Source organism: Bradyrhizobium sp. SZCCHNR1017 (genome assembly GCF_032381375.1).
In the GTDB taxonomy this organism is placed as follows: Bacteria; Pseudomonadota; Alphaproteobacteria; order Rhizobiales; family Xanthobacteraceae; genus Bradyrhizobium.
In genome coordinates, this window is the sequence record NZ_JAUHIR010000005.1 from 251,236 (window position 1) to 276,000 (window position 24,765).

The window sequence follows — 24,765 nt, forward strand, 5'->3', positions numbered from 1 at the left end:
CATGGCAAAGATCGTCGGTTGCATCACCACCTCGCACGTTCCGGCCATTGGCGGCGCGATCGCCAAGGGCCTGCAGCAGGATCCGTATTGGAAACCGTTCTTCGACGGCTTCCCGCATGTCCGCGAGTGGCTCGCCAAGGTCAAACCGGATGTGGTCGTGCTCGTCTATAACGACCATGGCCTCAACTTCTTCCTCGACAAGATGCCGACCTTCGCGGTCGGCGCGGCCGACAGCTACAGCAATGCCGACGAGGGCTGGGGCATTCCGCAGACCGCGCCGTTCAAGGGTGACAGCGAATTGTCCTGGCATTTGATCGAGCATCTGGTGAAGGAGGATTTCGACCTCACCACCTGCCAGGAGATGGTGGTCGATCACGCCTTCACACTGCCGATGGCGCTGTGCTGGCCAGATCAGAAATGGCCGGTGCGGGTGGTGCCCGTGGTCGTCAACACGGTGCAGGCGCCGCTGCCGTCGGCCGCGCGCTGCTACAAGCTCGGCCAGGCGCTGGCGCGGGCGGTTCAATCCTGGCCGAAGGACGAGCGCGTCGTCGTGATGGGGACCGGCGGCCTGTCGCATCAGCTCGACGGCGAGCGTGCCGGCTTCATCAACAAGGATTTCGACGAGAAGTTCATGGCCAGCATGGTCGACGATCCCGCCTGGGCGACGAAGTATTCGACCACCGAGCTGGTCGAGCTGTCGGGCACCCAGGGCGTCGAATTGCTGAACTGGATGGTCGCGCGCGGCACCCTGCCGGAGAAGGTCCGCAAGGAGCACGCCAACTATCACATCCCGATCTCGAATACGGCGACCGGGCTGATGGTGCTGGAGCCGGTGTAGGGCCCCTGCGAGAGTCTTTATCGGAAGGCGACGACTGAGAGTCGTCTGCCAACGACGATCACGCGGTATGGGTCCCGGCGAACGCCGGACCCGTACCGCGGATGCTATCGAGGGATGCGGCTGTCAGTGGCCCGCTTCGGACCGACTTCCGTGCGGCTGCCCTTACCCGACCCTCTCGCCGTGAAGAACGGTTGAGAGGGAGCGCAGCGTCTGGGCGGCGCGAGCACGGATATCAATTCCGGTTGCCACGGCTCCGCTCCTGGCTGATGTTGATGTCAGCTCGCGGTGCCCTCGTCGCCCTGGATATCGGCGATGGCGCGGGTGAGGATGTCGCTGACACGCTTCGCTTCCGCGTCGCTCCAGCCCTGCCGGTGCATCTTGAGCGCCATCTTTAGCGTCTGCACGCTCTGCAGCACCGGCTCCGGCGGGCGCATGCCGCCCATGGTGCGGGCCATGATGCGCAGCCGGCTCAGCAGGCCATCGATGGCGGCTTCATCCTCTTTCAGCGCCTGACGGCCGGCGTCGGTGATCGCGAACAGCTTCTTGCCGCCCTCGGCCGATGCCGCTTCGATCTGGCCCATGTCCTCGAGCAGATTGAGGATCGGATAGACCGAGCCCGGGCTCGGCGAGTACGCCCCGCCGACCAACTGTTCGACCGCCTTGATCAGCTCATAGCCATGGCGCGGCTTCTCACCGATCAGCCACAGCAGCAGGCTGCGCAGATCGCCGGGACCGAAGAAGCGGCCGCCGCCGCCACGCCCGAACTCCTCGCGACCGCCGCGGCGGCCACGCTCGAACAGGCCGGCCGCCCGCGGGCCGAACCCGCCGCCGCGCCCGCCCATGCGCATCTCCTCGCAGGCTTCGTCGAAGCCACGCCGTCCATGACGTCCGCGATGTCCCCAGCCGCGCTCCTGGTTGTCGTCGTCTCTGCGGGAGGGGCCAAATGTCCAATGATGATGTCTCATACGATATGATCTCCGTTTCGGACGAACGATATATCGTTTATATGTTTCGTTTGTCAACCGTGACCGATGCACGTTTCCGAATCTGCAAATAACGCGTTGATTTCACGCGATTTATGGGATTGCCTCGGTCACGCGACCCGCGACCTCGTGCGCCGTGCCGCGATGCGCAATCAGCGCATAGGCGACGGGGACCACGAACAGCGTGAACAGGGTGCCGATCGCGAGTCCGGTCGCGATCACGAGCCCCATGTTGAAGCGGGACACCGCGCCGGCGCCGCTCGCGGTGATCAGCGGGATCACGCCGAGCACCATCGCCGCCGTGGTCATCAGGATCGGCCGCAGCCGGACGGTCGCCGCTTCGATGATCGCCTCGGTGCGGTCCTTGCCCTGTTCGCGCAGCTCGTTCGCGACCTCGACCATCAGGATGCCGTGCTTGCTGACGAGGCCCATCAGGGTGACCAAGCCGACCTGGGTGTAGATGTTGATGCTGGCGCCGCCGATGCCGAGGCTGATGAAGATCAGCGCGCCCGCCAGCGACATCGGCACCGACACGAGGATGATGATCGGATCGACGAAGCTGTTGAACAAGGCGGCGAGCGCCAGGAAGATGATGATCAGCGCGAACACGAAGGTGGTGACGAAGCCGCCGGATTCCTGCTCGAGCTGTCGCGACGCGCCGCCATAGTCGATCGAGTAACCCGATGGCAGCGACTTCGCGATCTCCTTCAAGGTGGCGAGCGCGTCGCCCATCGCGATACCCGGCATCGCCACGCCGGAGATGGTCGCCGCGTTGATCTGCTGGAAGTGATTGAGCGACTCAGGGATTGTCTTGTGCTCGAGCCGGGCCACGGTCGACAGCGGCACCATGGCATTGCCGCCGGCGCGGATCGAATAGTCGAGCAACTGATTGTCGGTGAGGCGGTCGTTCTGCCGGACCTGGGGGATCACCTTGTAGGAGCGGCCCTCCAGGCTGAAATAGTCGAGATAATTGCCGCCCAGCATGGTCGCGAGCGCGCCGCCGAGATCGCTCATCTTGAGGCCGAGATCGGCGGCCTTGTCGCGATCGAACACCACTGTGGTCTGCGGCTTGTCGATCTTCAGATCGCTGTCGAGGAAGATGAATCGGCCGCTCGCCAGCGCCTTGGCCATGAAATCGCGCGACACGTCGTTGAGCTCGCCGAACGCGCCGGTGGTGCCGATCACGAACTGGACCGGCAGGCCGTTGCTGCCCGGCAGCGGCGAGGGCTGGAACGCCACCGAGCGGGCGCCGGCGATGCCGTTCAGGAGCTGCTGGAATTCCGGCTGCAGGGTCTTGGTCGTCGCCTTGCGCTGATCCCAGGGCTTGAGCACCCAGCCGCCGATCACCTGCGTCGAGGTGTCGATCTGGAACACGGTGCGCGTCTCCGGCCGCTGGGCAATCAGGCCGTACAGCTGCTGGCCGTAGAACTGGCGCTGCTCGAGCGTGGCCGAGGGCGCCGAATTCGTCAGCGACAGCACGATGCCCTGGTCCTCGTCCGGCGCGAGCTCGCTGGTGGAGCTGACATAGAGCCAGGGGATCATCGCCAGCAGCAGCAGCGCGAACACCACGACCACCGGCTTGGTCGCGAACACGCTTTCGAGCCCGCGGCGATAGCCCTGTGCGAGCCGTTCGAGCACGTGGTCGATCGCACGCACCAGCCGCGCCTCGACCGTGGTGGCGTCGCGCTCGGTCCGGCGCAGCAGCCAGGCGCAGTTCATCGGCGAAAGCGTCAGCGCGATCACCGCCGAGACGGTGACGGCGCCGGCGAGCGTGAAGGCGAATTCGGTGAACAGGGCGCCGGTGAGGCCGCCCTGGAAGCCGACGGGCACGTAGACCGCGATCAGCACCACGGTCATCGCGATGATCGGGCTCGCCAGCGCGCGCGCCGACTGGATGGCAGCCTCGACCGGCGGCACACCCTCGTCGATCAGGCGGTGCACGCTCTCGACGACGATGATGGCGTCGTCGACGACCAGGCCGATCGCGAGCACCAGCGCCAGCAAGGTCAGCAGGTTGATGGAGAAGCCCATCAGCAGCATCAGGCCGAAGGTGCCGATCAGCGACAGCGGAATGGCGATCACCGGGATCAGCACCGAGCGCCACGATCCCAGGAACATGAAGACGACGACAATTACGATCCCGATCGCCTCCACCAGCGTATGGATCACCTCGTCGATGGACGAGTTCACGAAATCGGTGGAGTCGTACAGGATCTCGCTGGTGATGCCGTTCGGCAGCTGTCGCTGCAGCTCCGGATAAACGGCCTTCACGCCGTTGATGACGTCGAGCAGGTTCGCCGTTGGCGCCACCTGGATGCCGATGTAGACCGCGGTCTTGCCGTTGAAGCGCGTCGCGCTGTCGTAGTCGTCATTGCCGAGCGTGACATTGGCGACATCGCGCAGGCGGATGATGGCGCCATTGACCTGCTTGACGACGAGATTGCGGTATTGCTCCAGCGAATGCAGGTTGGTCGCGGCGGCGAGATCGACCTGCACGAGGCGGCCCTTGGTGGTACCGAGCCCGGAGATGTAGTCGTTGCCCGACAGTGCCGTCGACACGTCGGTTGCCGTCAGGCCATAGGCCGCAAGCTTGTCGGGGTCGAGCCAGGCGCGCAGCGCGAATTTCTTGGCGCCGAGCAGTTCGGCGGTCTGCACCCCGGAGACCGCCTGCAGCTTCGGCTGTACCACGCGGGTGAGGTAGTCGGTGATCTGGTTCGGCGCCAGCACGTCGCTGGCGAAGCCGATATACATCGAGTCGATGGTCTGCCCGACCTTCAAGGTCAGGGTCGGCTGCTGCGTGCCTGTCGGCAGCTGGTTCAGCACCGAGTTCACCTTGGCGTTGATCTCGGTCATCGCCTTGCCGGAATCGTAGTTGAGCCGCAGGTTCACGGTGATGGTGCTGCTGCCGGTGACGCTGGTCGACGTCATGTAGTCGATGCCGTTGGCCTGGGCGATCGCATTCTCCAGCGGCGTGGTGATGAAGCCGGCGATGATGTCGCTATCGGCGCCGGCATAGGCCGTGCTCACCGTGACGATGGCGTTCTGCGTGCGCGGATATTGCAGGATGGCGAGCGTCGTCATCGAACGCAGGCCGAGCACGAGAATAAGGGCGCTGACCACGAGCGCCAGCACCGGCCGGCGGATGAAGATGTCTGTGAAACGCATAGTGATGACTCTGATGGTGCGGGCTGGCCGGATTATTGGTCGACGACATCCGGCGCGGCTTCCGCGACCGGCACGTGCGAATTGTCGATTCTCACCGGGCTGCCGTTGCGCAGCTTGATCTGTCCCGCGATCACCACCGTCTCGCCCGGCTTGATGCCGTCGGTGATCGCGATCCGGTCGCCCTTGGCCGGCTTGCTCTTCACGAACGTCTGCCGCGCCTTGCCCTCGCTGTCCTTGAGATCGTCGACCACGTAGACGAGATCGCCATAGGGATTGCTGACGATCGCTGTCAGCGGCAGCGTGACGAGCTGTTCGGGCTTGCCGGTCGCGATCTCGACCTTGGCGAACATGCCCGGCAGCAACCGCGTCGCATCGTTGTGCAGGGTGGCGCGAATCTGGACGTTGCGGCTCGTCGAATCGACCTTGGCGTTGATCGCGGAGATCTGACCGGTGAAGCGTTCGCCGGGATAGGCGTCGACGGCGATTCCGACGTCCTGGCCGATCCGAATGTCGGCGAGCGACTGCTGCGGCAGATAGAAATCGACGAAGATCGGATCGAGGCTCTGCAGGGTGACAATGGTGGTGCCGGCGCCGAGATACTGCCCGAGATCGACGGCGCGGATGCCGAGCCGGCCGGCGAACGGCGCCTTCAGGGTCTTCTGCTCGACGATCGCCTTCTGCTGCGTCACCAGGGCCTGCGCGTTCTTCAGGTTGGCGCGATCGCTGTCGAGCGTGGCCTGGCTGACCGCGTTGAACTTGATCTGCTCCTCGTCACGCTTGACGACGATGGCATAGTTCTCGGCAGTCGCCTGCAGCGACTGCAGCTTGGCGACGTCATCGGTCGCGACCAGCTGCAGCAATTGTTGGCCGGCTTCGACGGTGTCGCCCGAATTGAACTGGATGCCCTGCACGATGCCTGCGGCCTGCAGCGCCAGATCGGCGCCGTTGACGGCGCGCAGCGAGCCGACCGCGGTGAGGTTGGAGCGCCATGGTGCGGTCGCCGCAACGACCGTCGAGATCGTCTGCGGCGGGTTGGCCATGGCGCCGATCGCCTTGGCGATCATGATGCCCTTGAATGTCTGAAAGCCGTAGAGGCCGCCGAACAGCACCGCCATGGCGGCCAGCATGATCGTCATGCGTTTCTTCATTACATTGCTTCCTGGGTCGTACGATTGGGACCGGCGAAGTAGCCGGGATTGGCGCGGGGCAGCGCCGCCGGGGTCTCGTCCTGGCGATTCCACCAGCCGCCGCCGAGCGCCTGGAACAGCGCCGTGGTGTCGCTGAAGCGCGTGGCCTGCGACTTGATGCGGGAGACGCGTGCGTTGAGATAGGATTGCTGCGCGTTGATGACGTTGGCGTAGGGCACCGCGCCGCTCCTGAACTGCTCGACCGCCATGGCGAGACTGTCGGCGGTGGCCTTCTCGGCGGCGGCCTGGGCCTTCAGCGCCTCGGCGTCGTACTGGATGGCGCGCAGCGAATCCGCGACATTCTGGAACGCCGTGATGACGGTGCTCTTGTAGAGCGACAGATCCTGCTCGAAGGTGGCGACGTCCGCCTCCTTGGTGTGATACAGCGTGCCGCCGTCGAGCAGCTTCTGGCTGACGCTCGAGGCCGCATCCCACACGATGGTCGTCGGCGAGAACAGCCGGCCCGGTCCGCTTGCGCCGTAGCTGCCCGACAGCGTCACCTGCGGCAGCAGATTGGCGACGCCGACGCCGACCGTCGCTGTGGCCTGGTGCAGCGTGGCCTCGGCCTGCCGGATGTCGGGACGCTGCCGGACGAGCGAGGAGGGCAGTGACATCGGCAGTTTGCGCGGCAGCCGCAGCTCCGCGAGGGTCACATGCTCGCCGCGATCCTGGCTCGGCAGCCGGCCGAGATAGGCCATCAGTTGATTGCGCTGCTGTGCGAGTTGCTTCTGCAGCGGCGCCAAGGTCGCCTTGGCCTGCGCCAGCGTTGCTTCCTGCGCCAGCACGTCGGATTTGGAGATGGCGCCGACGTCAAACTGGTGTTGGATCCGGCCAAGCTGGTCGGTCTCCGCCTTGATGATCTCCTCCGTCGCGGCAATCTGATCGCGCAACGAGGCGTCGCTGATCGCGGCGGTGACGACATTGGCGGTCAGCGACAGATACGTCGCTTCCATCTTGAAGGCCTGGTAGTCGGCCTGCGCCTGCAGCGCCTCCACCTGGCGACGCGTGCCGCCCCATAGGTCGAGCGCGTAGCTGACGCTCACCGACGTGCCATAGAGCGTGTACAGCGAGGTCTGACCAGGCCATTGTCCCTGCTGCGTGCTGGAGGCCTGCGTACGCTCGGCCGAGCCGCTCGCGCTCAGCTGCGGAAACAGCGCGCCCTGCTGCGATAGCGCGTTCTCGCGCGCAGCACGCAGCGCCAATTGTGCGGCTTCGATGTCCGGGTGGTTGCGAATCGCCTCCTCGACGAAGGCGTTGATCTGCCGGGAATGAAACAGCGCCCACCAAGTGCCGGGCAGATCGCCTCCGGGCGCGAAGCTCTGCACATTGCCGCCCGGTGTCGAGGCGCCGGCGGTCGCGGCGAGCCGACGTTCGGCCACATAACCGGTTGCGGCCGGCGCGTCGGGAGACATGAAGTCCGGACCGACGGCGCAGGACGCGAGCAGCATGCTGCAGCCGAGGAGGCCGAGCCGCAAGGGCAGCGCGCTGCATCTCGGGACCAGCCCCAAACAGGCATGAAACATTTTGACATCATCGGACATAAAACTAAACCGTTTCGTTTTCTGTCGCCGACGATGCGTGGCGGTTCCGGCCTAGTCAAGTCACGTTGATGACAAAGCGAGCTTGCTCACAGCTTCACGTCTCGCGCACCGCTGCGCGGCGCCGGCGCTCGTCTGCATCGGGACGCGGGCATGACAGCTCCGAGACGAACGCCGAGAACGCGCCGCTGCCCTTCCCGCGGTGGCGGGCAGCTACGTCGTTTCTCACAATGATCGAAGAAGCGCCGTCGCGCCCACATTGTCCAGGGCAGGCCCGAGCGAAGCAGCGCGTGCAGATCGCGCTGGAAGCCGGCCCGCGGTGCGAGCCGGCGTCTGCAACGTAGCGCTGGTCAGGATGGCATCGAGGATGCGACCACCGGCTTCGCCGGCACGTCGCGCACGCGGCTCGGGCGCCGCAGCCGGCGTTGCGTCCAGATCAGCAGGCCAGTGACCAGCAGCGCGAACAGCGCGACCGAGATCAGAACGTTGGCCGCGCTGCCGATCAGAGACCAGTTGCCTTCATGCAGCAGGCGCGGCCAGTTGCGCGGCAACGCGGAGAGCCCGTCGGACGTGACGGCATAGGCCCTGAGCTCATCGCCCTCGATGATGCGCGCCATCATCCGTCCGCCGCGATTGCCGATCGAGTTCACCGACGACAGGTCGTGGTCCTTGGCGACGATGCTGACGGCGTCAGGCAGCGAGACGCGCTTGGCTGCGGCAGGAGGAGTGCCGCCTGCGAAGGTCAGGCCGAGCTCGAGGCAGAGTCCAGTGAGCGGGCTGAGCAAAATCAGCGGCAGCGTGAACCAGGCCGTGCCCTTGTGCCAGCCGGACAGCGTGTTGCGCAGCCGCGGCAGTCCCATCAGAATGCCGATGATCATGATGCTGATCATGGCGATGGTCGAGATCAGGGTGAGGCCGGGGATTCCGATCAGATGCTCGTGGGTCCTGCGCGCCCACGAGAAGACGCTGGGCATCGCCGGCTTTTCGACGGCGGCACCGGTTGTCATGTCGACCTCGGCGCCCGGCGCCCCCTGCAAGGTCAGATGCTGCGTGGAGGCGTCGATCGACAGACCGCGTGCCTTGCCGTCGGGATCGTATTGCTTGATCAGCGCGACCACGCGCGCCGGATCGACGCTTTGCGGCTTGACGGCGGCGACCTGCGCCATCGGCTCGAAGGAGAGGATCAGCCCGGTCACGATGATGACAAGCAATGGCAGCGCAAAGACGAGGCTGATCCAACGGTGAAGTTTGAGCAGAAGCTGCTTGTTCATGATCGTCTCCGATTGATCGTCTCGCACGCGGTATCATGCGGGACCGTTGTCCGCAGGCGTCTGCTCCGTGAACGTTTCTGATCGTTCTCGCTGGACGACGCCGGGATATCAACCTGTCGTCCGCCGCGCTTCATTAGCTGAGCGCAGCAGCGAGACGAAGGAGATAACTATTAATTTTAGGTCATGCGCCGTTTGATCGGCATCAATGCGGCAGAGGTCGTTTCAGGACTGCTGGGATGATGTCAATTTGTATCAGATGCCGTCTTGCGGCCATCGAGCACCTCGCGCAGGCATGTCGCGTCCAAGCCGTTCTCCCACTTCGCGATGACGATGGTGGCGACTGCATTGCCTATCAGGTTGGTCGGCGTCAGCCCCTGCGACATCAGGCGATGGATGCCGAGCACCAGCGCGACGCTGGCGACCGGAATCGTACCGGTCGCGGCGAGCGTGGCGGCCAGCACGACGAAGGCGGCGCCCGCGATGCCGGCCGCGCCCTTCGACGTCACCAGCAGGATCAGCAGCAGCCCGATCTGGTGGCTGATGTCGAGATGCGTGTTGGTCGCCTGCGCCAGAAACACCGCGGCGGTCGCGAGGTAGAGGCAGGTGCCGTCGAGATTGAACGAATAGCCGGTGGGGATGACGAGACCGACGATGCTGCGTTCGCAGCCAGCGGCTTCGAGCTTGGCCAGCATGCGCGGCAGCACGGTCTCCGATGACGTGGTGGCGATGCAGACCAGCACCTCGTCCCTGATGTAGCGGATCAGCTTCCACAGGCTGAAGCCGGTGAAGGCGGCAATCGGGCCGAGCACGGCGGCGATGAAGATCAGGCAGGTGAGATAGAAGCTGCCGAGCAGCAGGCCGAGCTTGGCCAGCGAGCCCAGACCGAACTTGCCGACGGTGAAGGCGATGGCCCCGAATGCGCCCAGCGGCGCTGCCCACATCACGATCCGAACGACACCGAAGATCATCCGGCCGGCGACATCGATCACGTCCGTCACCGGCTTGGCGCGGTCGCCGAGCCAGATCAGCGCAAAGCCGCACATGACCGAGATGAACAGCACCTGCAGGATATTGCCCTCGGCAAAGGCGCCAACGAAGGTCTGCGGGATGATGTTGAGCAGGAACGGCACGAAGCCGACCGCAGCGGTCTGCTTGACATAGGGCTCGATCGTCGCGGAGTTGATCGTCGCCGGGTCGACGTTCATGCCGACGCCGGGCTGAAACAGGTTCACCGCGGTCAAGCCGATGATCAGCGCCAGCGTCGTGACGGCCTCGAAATAGATCAGCGCCTTGATCGCGACGCGGCCGACCTTGGCCATGTCGGCCATGTGGGCAATGCCGTTGACCACCGTGCAGAAGATGATCGGCGCGATCAGCATCCGGATCGCCTTGATGAAGGCGTCGCCGAGCGGCTGCATCTGGGCGCCCAGATCCGGCTTGATGGCACCGAGCAGGATGCCCGCTGCCATCGCGATCATGACCTGGACCCAAAGCTCCTTCCACCAGCCGCGGCGGGCGCCTGCCTTGCTGTCGGCGGTGAGGGTCGTGGTGGTCATGATCGGTCCTGTTGCTGAAGGGGCGAATTCGCAGCTGGCGGTGACTCAGCTCTTGGGCTCGAACTTGAACAGCCGTTCGGGATTGCTGACAAGCAGCTTTCGCTGCATGGCCGGATCCGGGGCGTAGAGTGGGATCAGATCGACCAGATCGCCGTCATTGGGCATGATCTTGACGTTCGGATGCGGCCAGTCGGTGCCCCAGATGACGCGATCCGGCGCGTTGTCGATCAGCTTGCGGGCGAACGGGACCGCGTCGTGGAACGGGGGGCCGGAGGCCGAAGCGCGCTCGGGACCGGTGATCTTGATCCAGCACTTGTCGTCGCTCGCCTGCAGGTCGAGCAGCGCCTTGAACCCGGCATCGTCGATCCCCTTGGCGGCGCTGATCGTGCCCATGTGGTCGATCACATAGGTGACCGGCAGCGCCTTCAGGATCGGCACGAATTCCTGGATCGTCCCGGCCTCGAGATAAACGTCAACGTGCCAGCCGATCGCCGCGACGCGGTCCACCAGGGTGCGGAAGACGTTCATGTCGCCGACGCCGCCGAGGCGGCGGAGGAAGGCGAACCGGCAGGCGCAGATGCCGGCCTTGCCGAGCGCCGCGAGGTCGGCATCGGACATCGCCGCGTTGATGTTGGCGACGCCCTTGTAGTTGCCGTTGCTCTGCGCGATCGCATCGGTCACGACCCGATTGTCGGTGCCGTGGACGGTGGCGTTGACGATGACGGCGCGCTCGACGCCGATCTTGGCGTGCAGCGCCTGGAACATCTCCAGCGATGCGTCGGGCGGCGTGTAGGGGCGAGTGGGCGAGAATGGATAGGTCGCGGCCGGCCCGAAGATGTGGGTGTGGGTATCGACGCTGCCCGGTGGCGCCCTGAAGCTCGGGGTCTTCGGTGCCGGATCCGGGCCGGCGATGCTGGGGATCTTGGCCTCGTCGGCGGAGAGGGCAGGGCCTCCGAGCACGCTCGCCGCTCCCAGTCCGGCCATGGTGGCCAGCAGGTCTCGTCTCAACATCAGAGCGTCCTCCTCGGGATGGCCGCGGTCACAGGCAGGCGCTGCCCGCCAGGCTCCGGCATCGTTCGTGTTTGCTATCGTCACGCCACGAAGGAGAGGTCGGGCGACCTCTCAACGTGGCGTCGTGATCATGGGGGTTCCGGCTCCCGAGCCGGCGGATCGCTGTGATCCCAGTCGTTCCTGATCGAGGATCTTGCAGCCTCTGCAGCATGACAAGAAGCATTGGGTGAACGGTCAGTTCGCTTGGTTGGACAATGCTCTGCAGTCCAACTGCCAACGTTGCCGAGACCCTCCGTTCGAGCTGCGTTGCAGCGCGCCTGGGCGAGATGGGCTGCTCTTCAACCAGTCTGCGAGAAGGCAGCCCGAGCGCGCCGATCCGCGCAATTGTTCGTGCGACGGAAAGGTGAGTTGTGTCAAAGCCATGGCGTGCGTTCTGGTCATGCGCCGGCAGCTTCAAGCGCCGTTGTGAAGACCGCATGCGCAGTGCTATGCGACAGCAAAGAGAGGCGTGCGGCCGCCGAGACGCCGCGCGCGGTCAGCGCACAACAACATCGGGCAAAGGAAACACCATGGTCGACGCGCTCATCATCGATGCCTGCAGAACGCCGCGCGGTATTGGCAAGGCCGGCAAGGGCGCGCTCGCCGGGCTGCACCCGCAGCATCTCGGCGCCACCGTGCTGCGTGCGCTGGCCGACCGCACCGGCATCAATACCGGCGATGTCGATGACATCATCTGGGGCTGCTCGTCGCAGCGCGGGCCGCAGAGCGGAGACCTCGGCCGCATGTCGGCGCTCGATGCCGGCTACGACATCCGTGCCTCCGGCGTCACGCTCGATCGCTTCTGCGGCTCCGGCATCACCAGCGTCAACATCGCCGCGGCCTCGATCATGGCTGGGCAGGAGGACCTCGTCGTCGCCGGCGGCTGCGAGATGATGTCGATGGAAGGCCGGCGCGGCGAGGGGCCGCTGATGATGGATGCCGGCAATCTGCATCTGCGCGCGCTGCATCCGCAGTCGCATCAGGGCGTCTGCGCCGATGCCATCGCCACCATGGAAGGCATCACCCGCGCCAACGTCGACGCGCTCGGGCTGGAGAGCCAGAAGCGCGCGGCGGCTGCGATCGCTGCCGGCCATTTCAAGAAGAGTCTGGTGCCTGTGCATCGCGAGGACGGCAGCGTCGCGCTCGACCACGAGGAATACCCCCGGCCGCAGACCACGGCCGAGGCGCTGGCCGCGCTGAAGCCGGCGTTTCCGGCGATCGCCGACTACGCGCTGGACGAGAAGGGTACGACGTATCGCAACCTGATCCTGCAGCGCTATCCCGGCCTCGAGATCGAATTCGTGCATCACGCCGGCAACTCCTCGGGCGTGGTCGACGGTGCGGCGGCGATCCTGCTGGCGTCGCCGTCCTATGCCAAGGCCCATGGCCTGAAGCCGCGTGCACGCGTCGTGGCGATGGCCAATATGGGCGACGACCCGACCCTGATGCTGAACGCCCCGGTGCCGGCGACGCGCAAGGTGCTGGCCAAGGCCGGGCTCAAGCTTGATGACATCGACCTGTTCGAGATCAACGAGGCGTTCGCCGTCGTCGCCGAGAAGTATATCCGCGACCTCGAGCTCGACCGCGCCAAGGTCAATGTGAACGGCGGCTCGATCGCGCTGGGACATCCGATCGGCGCCACCGGTTCCATCCTGATCGGGACGCTGCTCGACGAGCTCGAGCGGCGCGATCTCAAGCGCGGCCTGGTCACGATGTGCGCGGCCGGTGGCATGGCACCCGCGATCATCATCGAGCGGATCTGAACGGGACATCTCCTCGATTTGAGTTGCGCGCGCCCGTTGCGGAGTCTCCCGTGGCGGGCGCCGTTGTTTTGCACCTGGGCCGCTTGTGACCTCGGCGGTGCCGCGCAGTTGAGGCGCAGGATCGCGCGAGCCGCGGCGGTTCCACTTTCCGGACCAGTCAACCACGTTTCGATCGGACAGGAATTCGCGCTTGTTCCGCTAGTTGCGACAGGTTATTGCCACGGCGAGGCCTCATCGTAGAAGAAATGGCTCTCCGTGCTGTCGACGCTGTCGCATATCATCGATCGCAAGGCTTCGAACCGGGTGGTCACGCGGCTGCGGGCCCTGCTGCGCAGCAACGAGTTCTACCTGATACCGCTGGCGCTGGTGATCGGCGTTGCGACGGGTGCGATCGTGACGGTGATGAGCCTGATCGCGCAGGTCGCGCATGTGGTCGTCTACGGCATTCCGATCGATGTCCGGCTCAGCGCTCATACCTCGGTCAACCCGGCCGTCGCCCTGATCGCGCCCGCCTGCGGCGGCCTTGCGCTCGGCATCATGGAATGGCTGCGGCGGCGCTGGAAGATTGCGGCCGCGGTCGACCCTGTCGAGGCCAATGCGCTGCGCGGCGGACGGCTGTCGATGCGCGACAGCATCGTGGTGAGCGGCCAGACCCTGGTCTCCAACGGCTCCGGCGCGTCGGTCGGGCTCGAGGCCGGCTACACCCAGATCGGTGCCGGCGTCGCCTCGCTGCTTGGGCAGTATCTCACGCTCCGCCGCAACGATATGCGCCTCATCCTCGGCTGCGGTGCGGCCGCCGCCATTGCGGCCGCTTTCGGCGCGCCGATCACGGGGGCGTTCTATGCCTATGAGCTGATCGTCGGCGTCTACTCCGTCGGCAGCGCGGCGCCGATCCTGGCGGCCTCGCTGGCGGGTGCGCTGACCTCGCAATATCTCGCCGGCGCGCCGTATTCGCTGGAGGTCGCCAAGGTCGGCGCGGTCGGCTTCGAGCAATACATCGCGCTGTTCGTGCTGGCGCTCCTCGTCGCCGGCATCGGCATCGTGGTGATGCGTGCCTCGCCGGCGGTCGAGCGGCTGTTCGTCCGCATTCCGGTGTGGCTGCGCCCGGTGATCGGCGGGGTCTGTGTCGGCGCCATGGCGATCGTGACGCCGCAGGTGCTGGCGGCAGGCCACGGCGCAATGCTGCTCGACCTGCATCGCGAGATGGCGGTCGGCATGATCGCCACCATCATCGTGCTCAAGCTCGCCGCCTGCCTGATCTCGCTGGCCTCGGGCTTCCGCGGCGGTCTGTTCTTCGCCTCGCTGTTCGTCGGCAGCCTGCTCGGCAAGCTGTTTGCGGGACTGCTCGCGCTGGCCGGCCTCGGGCTCGCGATCGACCCGCTGGTGGCGATGCTCACGGGCATGGCGACGCTCGGTGTCGCCATCGTCGGCGGGCCGCTGACGATGTCGTTCCTGGTGCTGGAGATGACCCGCAGCGTCGACGTCACGGCCGTCGTGCTGGGCGCTTGCATCGTGACGTCGGTGTGCGTCCGCGTCCTGTTCGGCCACTCGTTCTCGACCTGGCGCCTGCATCTGCGCGGCGAGACCATCCGCAGCGCCAATGACGTCGGCTGGCTGCGCAACCTCACGGTCGAGCGGCTGATGCGCTCCGACGTCGCCAAGGTGCCGACCACGACCAGCATCGCGGCCTGCCGGCGCGAGTTCGCGCTGGGCACGCGCCAGGCCGTGGTGGTGGTGAACAACAGCGACGATTATTGCGGGCTGGTCTCCTTGCCCGATCTGTTCTCGGGCGAATTGGACTCCATCGCCGACGAGATCCAGGTGGTCGAGCTCGCCAAATATTTCGACGTCGCGCTGTTGCCCGAAATGAACGTCAAGACGGCGATGAAGATCTTCGACGATTCCGGCGCCGAAGAGCTGGCGGTGCTGGAATCGGAGAACAGCCGCAAGGTGATCGGCTTCCTGACCGAGTCCTTCGCGCGCCGCCGCTATGTCGAGGAGATCGACCAGGCGACGCGCGGCGTGCTCGGGGCGCTGTCGTGATCGCGTCCCGTCGCCGCGACACGTGATCGCCGGTCCTCGACCGGGGTAGACTGCCGGCCGTTCGAGACGCGCGAGGACCGCATGACGAGACTGATCAGCACGGCTGTCGTGGCGACCTTGAGCGCGCTGGCGGCGACCGCCGCCGCAGCCGAACCTGTTGTGCTGAAAGGCAAGGACGCGTTCGGCAGTTGGCAGGGTGATGCACCTGGCACAATCAGGCTGATCCGTCCCGAAGACCTGCCCAAACCGGGGGCGACGGCGTCCGCAGCCAACGTCTCCCGCGTGATGCACCGACCGGCCTCCGCCGTGCCGAAGGTCATCGACGGTTTCAAGATCGCGCTGTTTGCCGAGGGGCTGAGCGGGCCGCGCATCCTCCGCACCGCGCCGAATGGCGACATCTTCGTTGCCGAGACCCGGGCAGGGCGCGTCCGCGTGCTGCGTCCGAGCGAGGACGGCAGCAAGGTCGCGTCGAGCGAGATCTTCGCCGACCGTCTCGGCCATCCCTTCGGCATCGCCTTCTACCCGAGCAGCGATCCGCAATGGATCTATGTCGCGAGCACCGAGCGCGTCATGCGCTTTCCCTATCGTGCCGGCGACATGAAGGCGCAGGGGCCGCTGCAGGTCGTCGTGCCCGATCTGCCGGCCGGCTACGGCCATTCGACGCGCGATATCGTCTTCACCAGGGACGACAAGCGCATGCTGGTGTCGGTCGGCTCCACCGGCAATGTCGGCGAAGCGCTGGGAGAGCCAGCCGGCGGAGTCAGTGCCTGGATCAAGGCGCACCCGCTCGGCGCGGCCTGGGGCGGGGAGGCCGACCGTGCCGGCGTGCTGGCGTTCGATCCCGACGGCAAGAACCGCAGCCTGTTCGCCACCGGCATCCGCAACTGCGTCGGCCTCGCCATCCAGCCCGCGACCGGAACGCCGTGGTGCTCGACCAACGAACGCGACGGGCTCGGCGACGATCTGGTGCCGGATTATGTCACGCGGGTGAAGGAGGGCGGCTTCTATGGCTGGCCCTGGTACTACATCGGCGACAACCCCGACCCGCGCCATGCCGGCGAGCGCCCCGACCTGAAGGGCAGGATCACCGTGCCCGACGTGCTGCTGCAGCCGCATTCGGCCTCGCTCGGTCTGACATTCTACGACGGCAATCTGTTTCCGCCGGAGTATCGCGGCGATGCCTTCGCTGCCGAGCACGGCTCGTGGAACCGGTCCAAGCGCACCGGCTACAAGGTGATCCGGGTCAGGCTCAAGGACGGCGTGCCCACCGGCGAATACGAGGATTTCGTCACCGGATTCGTCGTCAACGATCGCGAAGTCTGGGGCCGGCCGGTCGGCGTCACCGTGGCGCGCGACGGCAGCCTGCTCATCTCCGAAGACGGCAACAGCACGATCTGGCGCGTGAGCCGCTGAGCGGATCTTTGCGGCGCAGGAACCTCTCGACCCGGTGTGGGTTGGGAGCGCGGATGAATGCCGGATGAGCGTATGAACATCTTCGATCCGCAAGGGCCGATCGCCGCCGCCGAGCAGACGATCCTGATCGATTCCGTCATCATCATGCTGGCGATCATCGTGCCGACATCGATCGCGGTGCTCGCTTTCGCGTTCTGGTTCCGCAGCTCCAACACCAGGGCGCGCTACCGGCCGGAGTTCGCCTATTCGGGCGCGGTCGAGCTCGTGGTGTGGTCGATCCCCGCGCTCACCGTCATCCTGCTCGGCGGCGTCGCCTGGATCGGCTCGCACCAGCTCGACCCGGGCAAGCCCGTCGACGGCACTGGGCTTCCGATCCGCATCCAGGCGGTGTCGCTCGACTGGAAGTGGCTGTTCATCTATCCCGACCAGCGCATCGCCACCGTCAACAGCCTGACCGTCCCGATCGGCGCGCCACTGCGCTTCGAGCTGACATCCGGCAGCGTCATGACGGCCTTCTTCATCCCGCAGCTCGGCGGCATGATCTACACCATGAACGGCATGGTCACGCGGCTGAACCTGCGCGGAGATCATGTCGGGACCTACAAGGGCTTGGCCTCGCATTTCAGCGGCGACGGTTTTCCCGACATGATGTTCGACACCAACGTCGTCTCGCAGCCCGACTTCGCCAACTGGGTGACGAATGCTGCCAGGAGCGGCCAGGTGCTCGACGAGGCGGGCTACAAGGAGCTCGCGGCGCAGTCCGTCGAGACCCGCCCGAAGACCTACCGGCTCGCGGATCCCGAGTTGTTCGGCAACATCGCCAGCCAGAAGATCCCTCCGGCGCCGGGACCGCAGCTCAGCGAGAACCAGTCGCGGCCGGAAGGCGGAACGGCGCATGCCCACTGAAGTCGTCGCAAAGGGAGTGGGCCGATGTCGGTGACCACCGTCGCTCAGGCGCCTGCCTATGCCGATCCGCATCAACTGCGTGCCGCCGAGCATCCTGGGCCGGCGCCGAAACGGATCGTGACCGGATTCGGCTTCTGGATATTCCTGCTCTCCGACATCGTGATGTTCTCGTGCTTCTTCGCGAGCTTCGCTGTGCTGTCGGGTGCGACCGCCGGCGGTCCGGGCGGCGCCGAACTGTTCGACGTCCGCAACGTCGCGGTCGAGACCGCTTTGCTGTTGCTGTCGAGCTTCACCTGCGGCATGGCGAGCATTGCCGCCGAGCGCCACAACCAGCTCTGGTTCCAGGTCGCGATGGCCGTCACCGGCCTGCTCGGCGCCGGCTTCCTGCTGCTCGAGGTCCGAGAGTTCGTCGACCTCGTCGGCCGCGGCGACGGGCCGAGCCGCAGCGCCTTCCTGTCGGCGTTCTTCACTCTTGTCGGCTGCCATGGCCTGCACGTCGCGGCTGGCATCCTGTGGCTGCTGACCATGATGGCGCAGGTGGTCGCCAAGGGCTTCCGCGCCGACATCGAGCGTCGCATCCTGTGCTTCGCGCTGTTCTGGCACGCGCTCGACATCATCTGGGTCGCGGTGTTCTCCGTGGTCTATCTGCTCGGGAGTGCGACATGACCGATCAAGCCCCCGCGGAATTCGATCTCGCGCCCGGCGAGCAGCAGCATGGCAGCCTGCGTTCCCGCGTCCTGTTCTATGTCGCGGGCCTCGGTCTCGCGATCCTGCTGACGGCGACATCGTTCTTCATCGCCGGCACCGACCTCGTCTGGCAGCCGTCGATCCCGGTCGCGATCATCGTCCTGGCGATCGCCCAGATGGGGGTGCACCTGGTGTTCTTCCTGCACATCACCACCGGGCCCGACAACACCAACAACGTGCTGGCGCTGGCCTTCGGGCTGCTGATCGTGTTTCTCGTCGTCGGCGGCTCGCTGTGGATCATGGCGAACCTCAACCACAACATGATGCCGATGGATCAGCTGCTGCAGATGCAGCACTGAGCATCGTTGCGGCAATCCAGGGGCCGCGCGACAGCTCTCGATTGCTTCGTCGTGCCGGCTCGTCGACCGTCCGATCTCACTTCTTCGGCGCGCGGCAGTTGAATGCACGGCGGAAGCCGGCGGCGCGTGCATCGTCCTCCGAGCAGAACCAGCGGTCGGGCTCGGTGGTCGCCGGATAGCTCGGGCAGCCCTGCAGATGGTAGATGCCGATGTTGCCGGTGACGCGGGCGCGCACCGCGAACTTCCCCTTGATGCTGCAGCCCGGCGGCGCGCTCGGCGCGTCCGGGAAGAGCACCGCACGGATCTCGCGGTCGCGGTCGGCGCGGCAGGCCGCGCCGAGCAGGGCGCCGTCCTTTTTGTCGGCGCGGAACTCGGCTGGGGCGACGAAACATCCCTTCCACAGCCCGCGCACCGCCTCCTTGGCCGCGGCGACATCGTCCTTGGCGCGATACTTGATCGCCGGATCCGCGCTCATGGCGTAGCCCGCGCGCGCGACCTGTTGGTTCAGGCTGACCTTGTCGCCGTCGATGGTGCAGAGGCCGATCCTGCGCGTCTTGAGCGGCTTGTCGGGGCCGAGATCGTCGCAGCGCACCGAGCGGCTGCCGATCAGCTTGCCAAGCTGCTCGCGGGCCTCGACGCCGCAGCTCCAGGAATCGGCGTGATCGTCGATGCAGAGCTGGTCGACCTCCGGCGCATCGATGCCGTCGAGCCGGAACACCGTGTCGCCGAGCTGGATCGTGTCGCCGCTGCGCACCGTGGCGCTCGCCGCCAGCGATGCGCCGGTCATGTCGGCTCCCAGCACCATGGCCCCACACAACGACAACAGCCGGTCTCGCAGCCGCATGCTTCCTCCCGCAATCAGATTCATCAAATACCCGGCCGTAGTCCTATCACAGCGCGCGTGAGTCTCGCCAAGGACGGCGCGGAACGGCGCCGCCGGATCGCCACCTTGCGCGGGGGGCGCCTGCTACCCATCTGACCGGGCGAAGGAAATCTTGCCATGTTGGACTTTACCTCCGATCTCGCCGGCGATGCGCTGTCGCCGGCGCGCGCGTCTGATGCTGCGCCGGCCGACGACCGCGCGCTGCTGGACGCCTATTCCAATGCCGTCATCGACGTCACCGAGCGGGTCGGCCCTGCGGTCGTGCGCGTCGAAACCGGCCCCAGGGCTGGGTCGACCGCCGGCTCCCGCGCCGAGCGCGGCGGGCTCGGCTCGGGCATCGTGATCTCGCCCGACGGTCTCGTGCTGACCAACAGCCATGTCGTCGGCTCCTCCAAGAGCATCCGGCTGCGCGACGTCGAGGGCGTCGTCGCCGACGCTCAGGTGCTCGGCGTCGATCCCGACACCGATCTCGCCTTGCTGCGCGCCAATCACGCGCGCGACCTGCGCTACGCCGCGCTCGGCAACTCCAAGAGCCTGCGCCGCGGCCAGCTCGTGGTCGCGATCGGCAATCCGCTCGGCTTCGAATCCACGGTGACGGCTGGCGTGGTCTCGGCGCTCGGCCGCTCGATCCGCTCGGTCTCGGGCCGCATGATCGAGGACGTCATCCAGACCGATGCGGCGCTCAACCCGGGCAATTCCGGCGGGGCGCTGGTGTCGTCGGCCGCCGAGGTGATCGGCATCAACACCGCCATCATCCAGGGCGCGCAGGGCATCTGCTTTGCCGTCGCCAGCAACACCGCGCAGTTCGTGCTGTCGGAGATCATCCGCCACGGCTACGTCCGCCGCGCCTATATCGGCGTGTCCGGGCAGACCGCGCCGGTGCCGCGGCGACATGCGTTGCTGGCCGGCGTCGAGAACAAGATGGGCGCGCTGTTGATGCAGATCGAGCCGGACGGGCCCGCGGCCCGCGCCGGCCTGTTTCCTGGCGACGTCGTGATCAAGCTCGACGGTGTCGACATCAACGGCGTCGACGACCTGATCCGCGTGCTCGACCGCGACCGCATCGGCCGTACCGTCGCGATGGACGTGCTGCGGCTGGGACGGCTGCGCGGCATCGACATCCACCCGGTCGAGCGCAAGCCGGCGGCGCGGCAGGCGTCGTGATCGTCGTGGGACGCTGAGCTCACGCCACAACCACCGCCGTCGTCCCGGCGAACGCCCATGGGGTCAAGCCCGGGACGACACCGTGCGGTTTGGCGCGATCGGTGGGCAAGCTCGCGCAGTTGAGACTCTCCTCAATTCACTGGCTTCCCTTGGCGCACGGGGATGCAGCAGGGTGATCGTTGCATGCAATGGCCGCTCATGAAATGAGCTGCGATCGCTGCAAACAAACCTGCTCAGCGACCGGGCATTGCCCGCGCGCTTCTCAACCCCTTGAATTAGTTCGTCCTTCGCCAGGGCCGTCGCGCTCCGCTGGATTGTACACAATGGCATAGCGCTTGCTTCGTCTGTTGCGAGGCATTCTCGTGGAGAGGCAAGCGGCTGGTATGGCGAACTCATCTGCATCGGCAACCGCTACGATCACGGCCGAGCCGGAGCCGATCACGCTCGATCTCTTCAAGACCGCGCTGGTCATCATCGACATGCAGCGCGACTTCATGGAGCCGGGCGGGTTCGGCGAGACGCTGGGCAACGACGTCTCGCAGCTTGCACGCGCCGTCGCGCCGATCGCCAACGTGCTGGCGGCGGCGCGCAAGAGCGGCATGCTGGTGATCCATACGCGCGAGGGGCACGCGCCTGATCTCTCCGACGCGCCGCCGGCCAAGGTCGAGCGCGGCGCGCCGTCGCTTCGCATCGGCGATCCCGGTCCGATGGGGCGCATCCTCATCCGCGGCGAGGCCGGCCACGACATCATTCCCGCGCTCTATCCTGTCGACGGCGAGGTCGTGATCGACAAGCCGGGGAAGGGCGCCTTCTACGCCACCGAACTCGGTGACGTGCTGAAGCATCACGGCGTCGAAAACCTGCTGGTGTGCGGCGTCACCACCGAGGTCTGCGTCAACACCACCGTGCGCGAGGCCAATGACCGGGGCTATCGCTGCGTCGTCATCTCCGACGGCTGCGCGTCCTACTTCCCGGAATTCCACGAGATGGGCCTGAAGATGATCAAGGCCCAGGGCGGCATCTTCGGCTGGGTCGCTGACTCCGCCGCGGTTCTGAAGGCCATGAACTGAGAGATGAACCGAGAGACGAGTCGAGACGAATGAGTTCGGTCATGTAGTCGCTGCAAGCAACAGGGGAGCAAGGCGATGAGCGGAAGCGGGACGGCAAGCTCGGTAAGAGCGGATTTCAAGCCGGTGCTCTGGACACCCGGAGACTGGAACGCGTTCTTCGGTTTCGGCACCAACATCCTCGTCAACATGCTCGTCCTCACCGGACTGTTGCGCTTCGTGCTGAAGATGCCGGACAGCCTGGTGTTCGGCCGCATCCTGCCGGCGCTCGGCCTCATGATGTGCCTGTCGACCCTGTACTACGCCTTCCTTGCCTATCGCCTGGCGCAGAAGACCGGACGCAGCGACGTCTGCGCGCTGCCCTCGGGCGTCAGTGTCCCGCACATGTTCATCGTGACCTTCGTGATCATGCTGCCGATCACGCTCAAGACCGGCGATCCGCTGAAGGGCTGGTCGGCCGGCCTCGTCTGGGTGTTCTTCCAGAGCTTCATCCTGATGATCGGCGGCTTCGTCGCGCCCTATATCCGCAAGATCACGCCGCGCGCGGCGCTGCTCGGCACGCTGGCCGGCGTCTCGGTCACCTTCATCTCGATGCGGCCGGCGCTCGAGATGTACATGACGCCGCAGATCGGCCTGGTGTGCTTCGCGATCATTCTGGTGAGCTGGTTCGGCGGGGTGAAATATCCGAAGGGGCTGCCGGCCGGCCTCGTGGCGATCGCGGTCGGCATGATCATCGCCTGGGGCTCGAACCTGTTGGGCCTCGGTCTCGGCGGGCTCAGCGTCAAGGGCGTCGGGGACGCCTTTGCGAGCTTCGGCTTCTCGGTGCCGCTGCCGGCGTTCGGCACGGTGTTCTCCGGCTTCGAATATCTCGGCGTGATCCTGGTAACCGCGATCCCGTTCGGCATCTACGACCTCGTCGAGGCGATGGACAATGTCGAGAGCGCGGAAGCCGCGGGCGACGAATATCCGACCACGCGGGTGCTGACAGCCGACGGCGTCGTCAGCCTGATCGGCTGCATGATGGGCAACCCCTTCATCAACGCCGTCTATATCGGCCATCCCGGCTGGAAGGCGATGGGCGGCCGCATCGGCTACTCCGCGGCGACCGGGCTAATGGTGATCGTGCTGTCCTGGCTCGGCATCATCTCGGTGCTGCTGGCGCTGGTGCCGGTGGTCGCGATCTCGCCGATCCTGCTGTACATCGGCATGCTGATCGGCGCGCAGGCGTTCCAGACCACGCCGGTCAAGCACGCGCCGGCGATCGTGCTCGCCTTCACGCCGCATCTCGCCGCCTGGGCCAAGCTGCAGATCGACACCATGCTGGCCTCGACGGTGGCCGCGGCGCAGAGCGTCGGCGGCCTCGCAGCCGACAAGGTCGATGCGGTCAAGACCGCTGCGATCGCGGCGCTGCCGCAGCAAGGCGTGCTGTATCACGGGCTCGAAGTGATGGGCGGGGGCTCGATCCTCGCCGGCCTCGTGCTCGGCGCGATCGGCGTGTTCGTGATCGAGCGCGACTTCACCAAGGCGGCGGCCTTCGCGCTTGCCGGTGCCGTCATGACCTATTTCGGCTTCATGCATGGCGAGGCCGTCGGCATCGGTGGCGGCTTCGGCGTCACGCCGGCGGTGGCGCTGGCCTATTTCGTGGTCGCAGGCGGATTGTTTGCACTGGGGCGGCTCGGCATGTCCGAGAGCTACCTGGCGCATGCCGACATGCATGCGGCGCCGGCAGAATAGGTATCTTTTCAACGAGAACGACAACCGGCGGCATGGCCGCCGGTGATGATTTTCACGCGCCCGGCTGATCGAGATAATAGCGCAGCAGCGCCTGGCCCGGCTCGGACAGCCATTCGGCCGCCCCGGTGACATAGCCTTCGATCAATCCCGTCGTGCCGATCAGATAGGTGATCGGCATCGCCGGCGTCGCGAAGATCGAGGCATCGGCATTGGCCGGATTGGTCGCTTGCGCATGCGGATCGGCGTAGGAGGCGCGGGGCATCGCGATCGCCTCGGCATAGCGGCGGATGCTTTTGATGTCGCGCCGGTCGGTGCAGATGGTCCAGACGTCGAGCGCCGGAATCCGCATCCGCTCCAGCCCGGCCAAAGTCGGCAGGTCGACCTTGCACGCCGCGCACCAGCTCGCCCAGAGATTGACCAGCGTGACATGGCCGGGCTTGGGCGCGAGCGTCACGTCCTTGCCGCCCATGTCCTGCAGCTTCAACGGCGGCAGCGCCCGGCGCGGCCGCTCGACGATGAACTGGGTGCGGCCGCTGCGGAACACCGGCGGGCTCGGGTCCTGTGCGCCGGCGCAAGCAGGCCTGCTTGTCAGCAGCAGCAGGCTGGCCGCCGCCAGCAGCAGATCGCGCCGTGCGGGCGCGCTCAAAACCTCAGCCATGGACGTAGGCCCAGCCTTTGCGCTGCAGCTCGACGACGCGGCCGATGCCGAACGGCACCAGCCTGGCGCCGTCGATCAGCTGGATCGTGAGGTTCTCCTTGCTCTCCGCGATCGACTTCGACGAGGCGCACATGCTGAAGCCGATATGCGGATACATCTGCCGCAGCGCCGCGAGCGGCTCCTTGAGCGGTGATTTGTCGGCGCGAAATACGTCGATGCCGGTGCCGTTGGCGACGACCTCGATCGCGGGGGTCTGTCCGAGACTGCCGAAATGCCGCGTCAGATTGCCGGAATAGCTGATGGCGTGACCCATCACATGGGGGTCGTTGCGGTCGATCAGCACGACAATGCCGGCGCGATGCTGGGCGACGGCCGGGACGGCGGGGGCTGGGGCGCCGAGGGCTGTCGCGCCAGCGAGAAAGCCGCGGCGCGACACGTCAGGGATCGGTTCGCTCATCATGGCTTCCTTCAAAGCACGCGATGCGCCGGCGCTGGATGGC

The 24,765-nt window shown here is 66.2% G+C and carries 20 protein-coding genes; 10 read left to right on the forward strand and 10 right to left on the reverse strand.

Going from position 1 to position 24,765, the window contains the following annotated elements; all coding sequences use genetic code 11:
- Nucleotide 1 precedes the first annotated feature (1 nt).
- The gene (locus tag QW863_RS15665) at nt 2–838 is read left to right on the forward strand and encodes a class III extradiol dioxygenase family protein (RefSeq protein WP_315715661.1); all 837 of its coding nucleotides are present in this window, start codon (nt 2–4) and stop codon (nt 836–838) included.
- A gap of 275 nt (nt 839–1,113) precedes the next feature.
- On the opposite strand, the gene QW863_RS15670 is transcribed toward QW863_RS15665, so the two are convergent.
- The 7 genes from QW863_RS15670 to QW863_RS15700 all read right to left on the reverse strand — a co-directional run bounded on the left by QW863_RS15670 (nt 1,114) and on the right by QW863_RS15700 (nt 11,549).
- On the reverse strand, nt 1,114–1,803 hold the full coding sequence (locus QW863_RS15670) for a PadR family transcriptional regulator (RefSeq protein WP_315715662.1): 690 nt from the start codon (nt 1,801–1,803) through the stop codon (nt 1,114–1,116).
- Between the two features lie 111 nt (nt 1,804–1,914).
- Nucleotides 1,915–4,986, reverse strand: coding sequence for an efflux RND transporter permease subunit (locus QW863_RS15675; RefSeq protein WP_315715663.1), 3,072 nt, complete (start codon nt 4,984–4,986; stop codon nt 1,915–1,917).
- Between the two features lie 32 nt (nt 4,987–5,018).
- On the reverse strand, nt 5,019–6,134 hold the full coding sequence (locus QW863_RS15680) for an efflux RND transporter periplasmic adaptor subunit (RefSeq protein ID WP_315715664.1): 1,116 nt from the start codon (nt 6,132–6,134) through the stop codon (nt 5,019–5,021).
- Nucleotides 6,134–7,696, reverse strand: a complete 1,563-nt coding sequence (locus QW863_RS15685; RefSeq protein WP_315715665.1) for an efflux transporter outer membrane subunit — start codon at nt 7,694–7,696, stop codon at nt 6,134–6,136. Before QW863_RS15685 ends, QW863_RS15680 begins: the two co-directional genes overlap by 1 nt.
- A gap of 365 nt (nt 7,697–8,061) precedes the next feature.
- Nucleotides 8,062–8,982 carry a PepSY-associated TM helix domain-containing protein gene (locus tag QW863_RS15690; protein WP_315715666.1) on the reverse strand — a complete coding sequence of 307 codons (921 nt, stop codon included), beginning with the start codon at nt 8,980–8,982 and terminating at the stop codon, nt 8,062–8,064.
- Nucleotides 8,983–9,224: 242 nt separating this feature from the next.
- Entirely contained in the window at nt 9,225–10,538 is a 1,314-nt protein-coding gene (gene dctA, locus QW863_RS15695) for a C4-dicarboxylate transporter DctA (RefSeq protein WP_315715667.1), read from the reverse strand.
- A gap of 45 nt (nt 10,539–10,583) precedes the next feature.
- Nucleotides 10,584–11,549, reverse strand: coding sequence for an amidohydrolase family protein (locus tag QW863_RS15700; protein WP_315715668.1), 966 nt, complete (start codon nt 11,547–11,549; stop codon nt 10,584–10,586).
- A 569-nt stretch (nt 11,550–12,118) separates the two neighbouring features.
- Here QW863_RS15700 and QW863_RS15705 point away from each other — a divergent pair.
- From QW863_RS15705 to cyoD, 6 genes are all read left to right on the forward strand, one after another.
- Nucleotides 12,119–13,351, forward strand: coding sequence for an acetyl-CoA C-acetyltransferase (locus QW863_RS15705; RefSeq protein ID WP_315715669.1), 1,233 nt, complete (start codon nt 12,119–12,121; stop codon nt 13,349–13,351).
- A 255-nt stretch (nt 13,352–13,606) separates the two neighbouring features.
- Nucleotides 13,607–15,394 (forward strand): chloride channel protein, encoded by a 1,788-nt coding sequence (locus QW863_RS15710; RefSeq protein WP_315715670.1) that lies wholly within the window; start codon nt 13,607–13,609, stop codon nt 15,392–15,394.
- Between the two features lie 81 nt (nt 15,395–15,475).
- Nucleotides 15,476–16,807: a sorbosone dehydrogenase family protein gene (locus QW863_RS15715; RefSeq protein ID WP_315715671.1), complete on the forward strand. Its 1,332-nt coding sequence runs from the start codon at nt 15,476–15,478 to the stop codon at nt 16,805–16,807.
- Nucleotides 16,808–16,879: 72 nt separating this feature from the next.
- Nucleotides 16,880–17,713 (forward strand): COX aromatic rich motif-containing protein, encoded by an 834-nt coding sequence (locus QW863_RS15720; protein WP_315715809.1) that lies wholly within the window; start codon nt 16,880–16,882, stop codon nt 17,711–17,713.
- A gap of 24 nt (nt 17,714–17,737) precedes the next feature.
- Nucleotides 17,738–18,379, forward strand: a complete 642-nt coding sequence (gene cyoC / locus QW863_RS15725; RefSeq protein ID WP_315715672.1) for a cytochrome o ubiquinol oxidase subunit III — start codon at nt 17,738–17,740, stop codon at nt 18,377–18,379.
- A complete protein-coding gene (gene cyoD, locus QW863_RS15730; protein WP_315715673.1) occupies nt 18,376–18,759 on the forward strand; it encodes a cytochrome o ubiquinol oxidase subunit IV in 384 nt (127 codons plus the stop codon). Before cyoC ends, cyoD begins: the two co-directional genes overlap by 4 nt.
- A gap of 76 nt (nt 18,760–18,835) precedes the next feature.
- On the opposite strand, the gene QW863_RS15735 is transcribed toward cyoD, so the two are convergent.
- Nucleotides 18,836–19,603, reverse strand: coding sequence for a thermonuclease family protein (locus tag QW863_RS15735; protein WP_409977929.1), 768 nt, complete (start codon nt 19,601–19,603; stop codon nt 18,836–18,838).
- A 156-nt stretch (nt 19,604–19,759) separates the two neighbouring features.
- Between QW863_RS15735 and QW863_RS15740 the strand changes: the two genes are divergently transcribed.
- The 3 genes from QW863_RS15740 to QW863_RS15750 all read left to right on the forward strand — a co-directional run bounded on the left by QW863_RS15740 (nt 19,760) and on the right by QW863_RS15750 (nt 23,607).
- On the forward strand, nt 19,760–20,806 hold the full coding sequence (locus QW863_RS15740; RefSeq protein ID WP_315715674.1) for a S1C family serine protease: 1,047 nt from the start codon (nt 19,760–19,762) through the stop codon (nt 20,804–20,806).
- Nucleotides 20,807–21,189: 383 nt separating this feature from the next.
- Complete coding sequence (locus tag QW863_RS15745; RefSeq protein ID WP_315715675.1) at nt 21,190–21,876, forward strand: isochorismatase family cysteine hydrolase; 687 nt, start codon at nt 21,190–21,192, stop codon at nt 21,874–21,876.
- A gap of 75 nt (nt 21,877–21,951) precedes the next feature.
- Entirely contained in the window at nt 21,952–23,607 is a 1,656-nt protein-coding gene (locus QW863_RS15750; RefSeq protein WP_315715676.1) for a regulator, read from the forward strand.
- A gap of 52 nt (nt 23,608–23,659) precedes the next feature.
- On the opposite strand, the gene QW863_RS15755 is transcribed toward QW863_RS15750, so the two are convergent.
- Nucleotides 23,660–24,151, reverse strand: a complete 492-nt coding sequence (locus QW863_RS15755) for a TlpA disulfide reductase family protein (RefSeq protein WP_315715811.1) — start codon at nt 24,149–24,151, stop codon at nt 23,660–23,662.
- Between the two features lie 106 nt (nt 24,152–24,257).
- Nucleotides 24,258–24,722 carry a hypothetical protein gene (locus tag QW863_RS15760; RefSeq protein ID WP_315715677.1) on the reverse strand — a complete coding sequence of 155 codons (465 nt, stop codon included), beginning with the start codon at nt 24,720–24,722 and terminating at the stop codon, nt 24,258–24,260.
- Nucleotides 24,723–24,765: the final 43 nt, after the last annotated feature.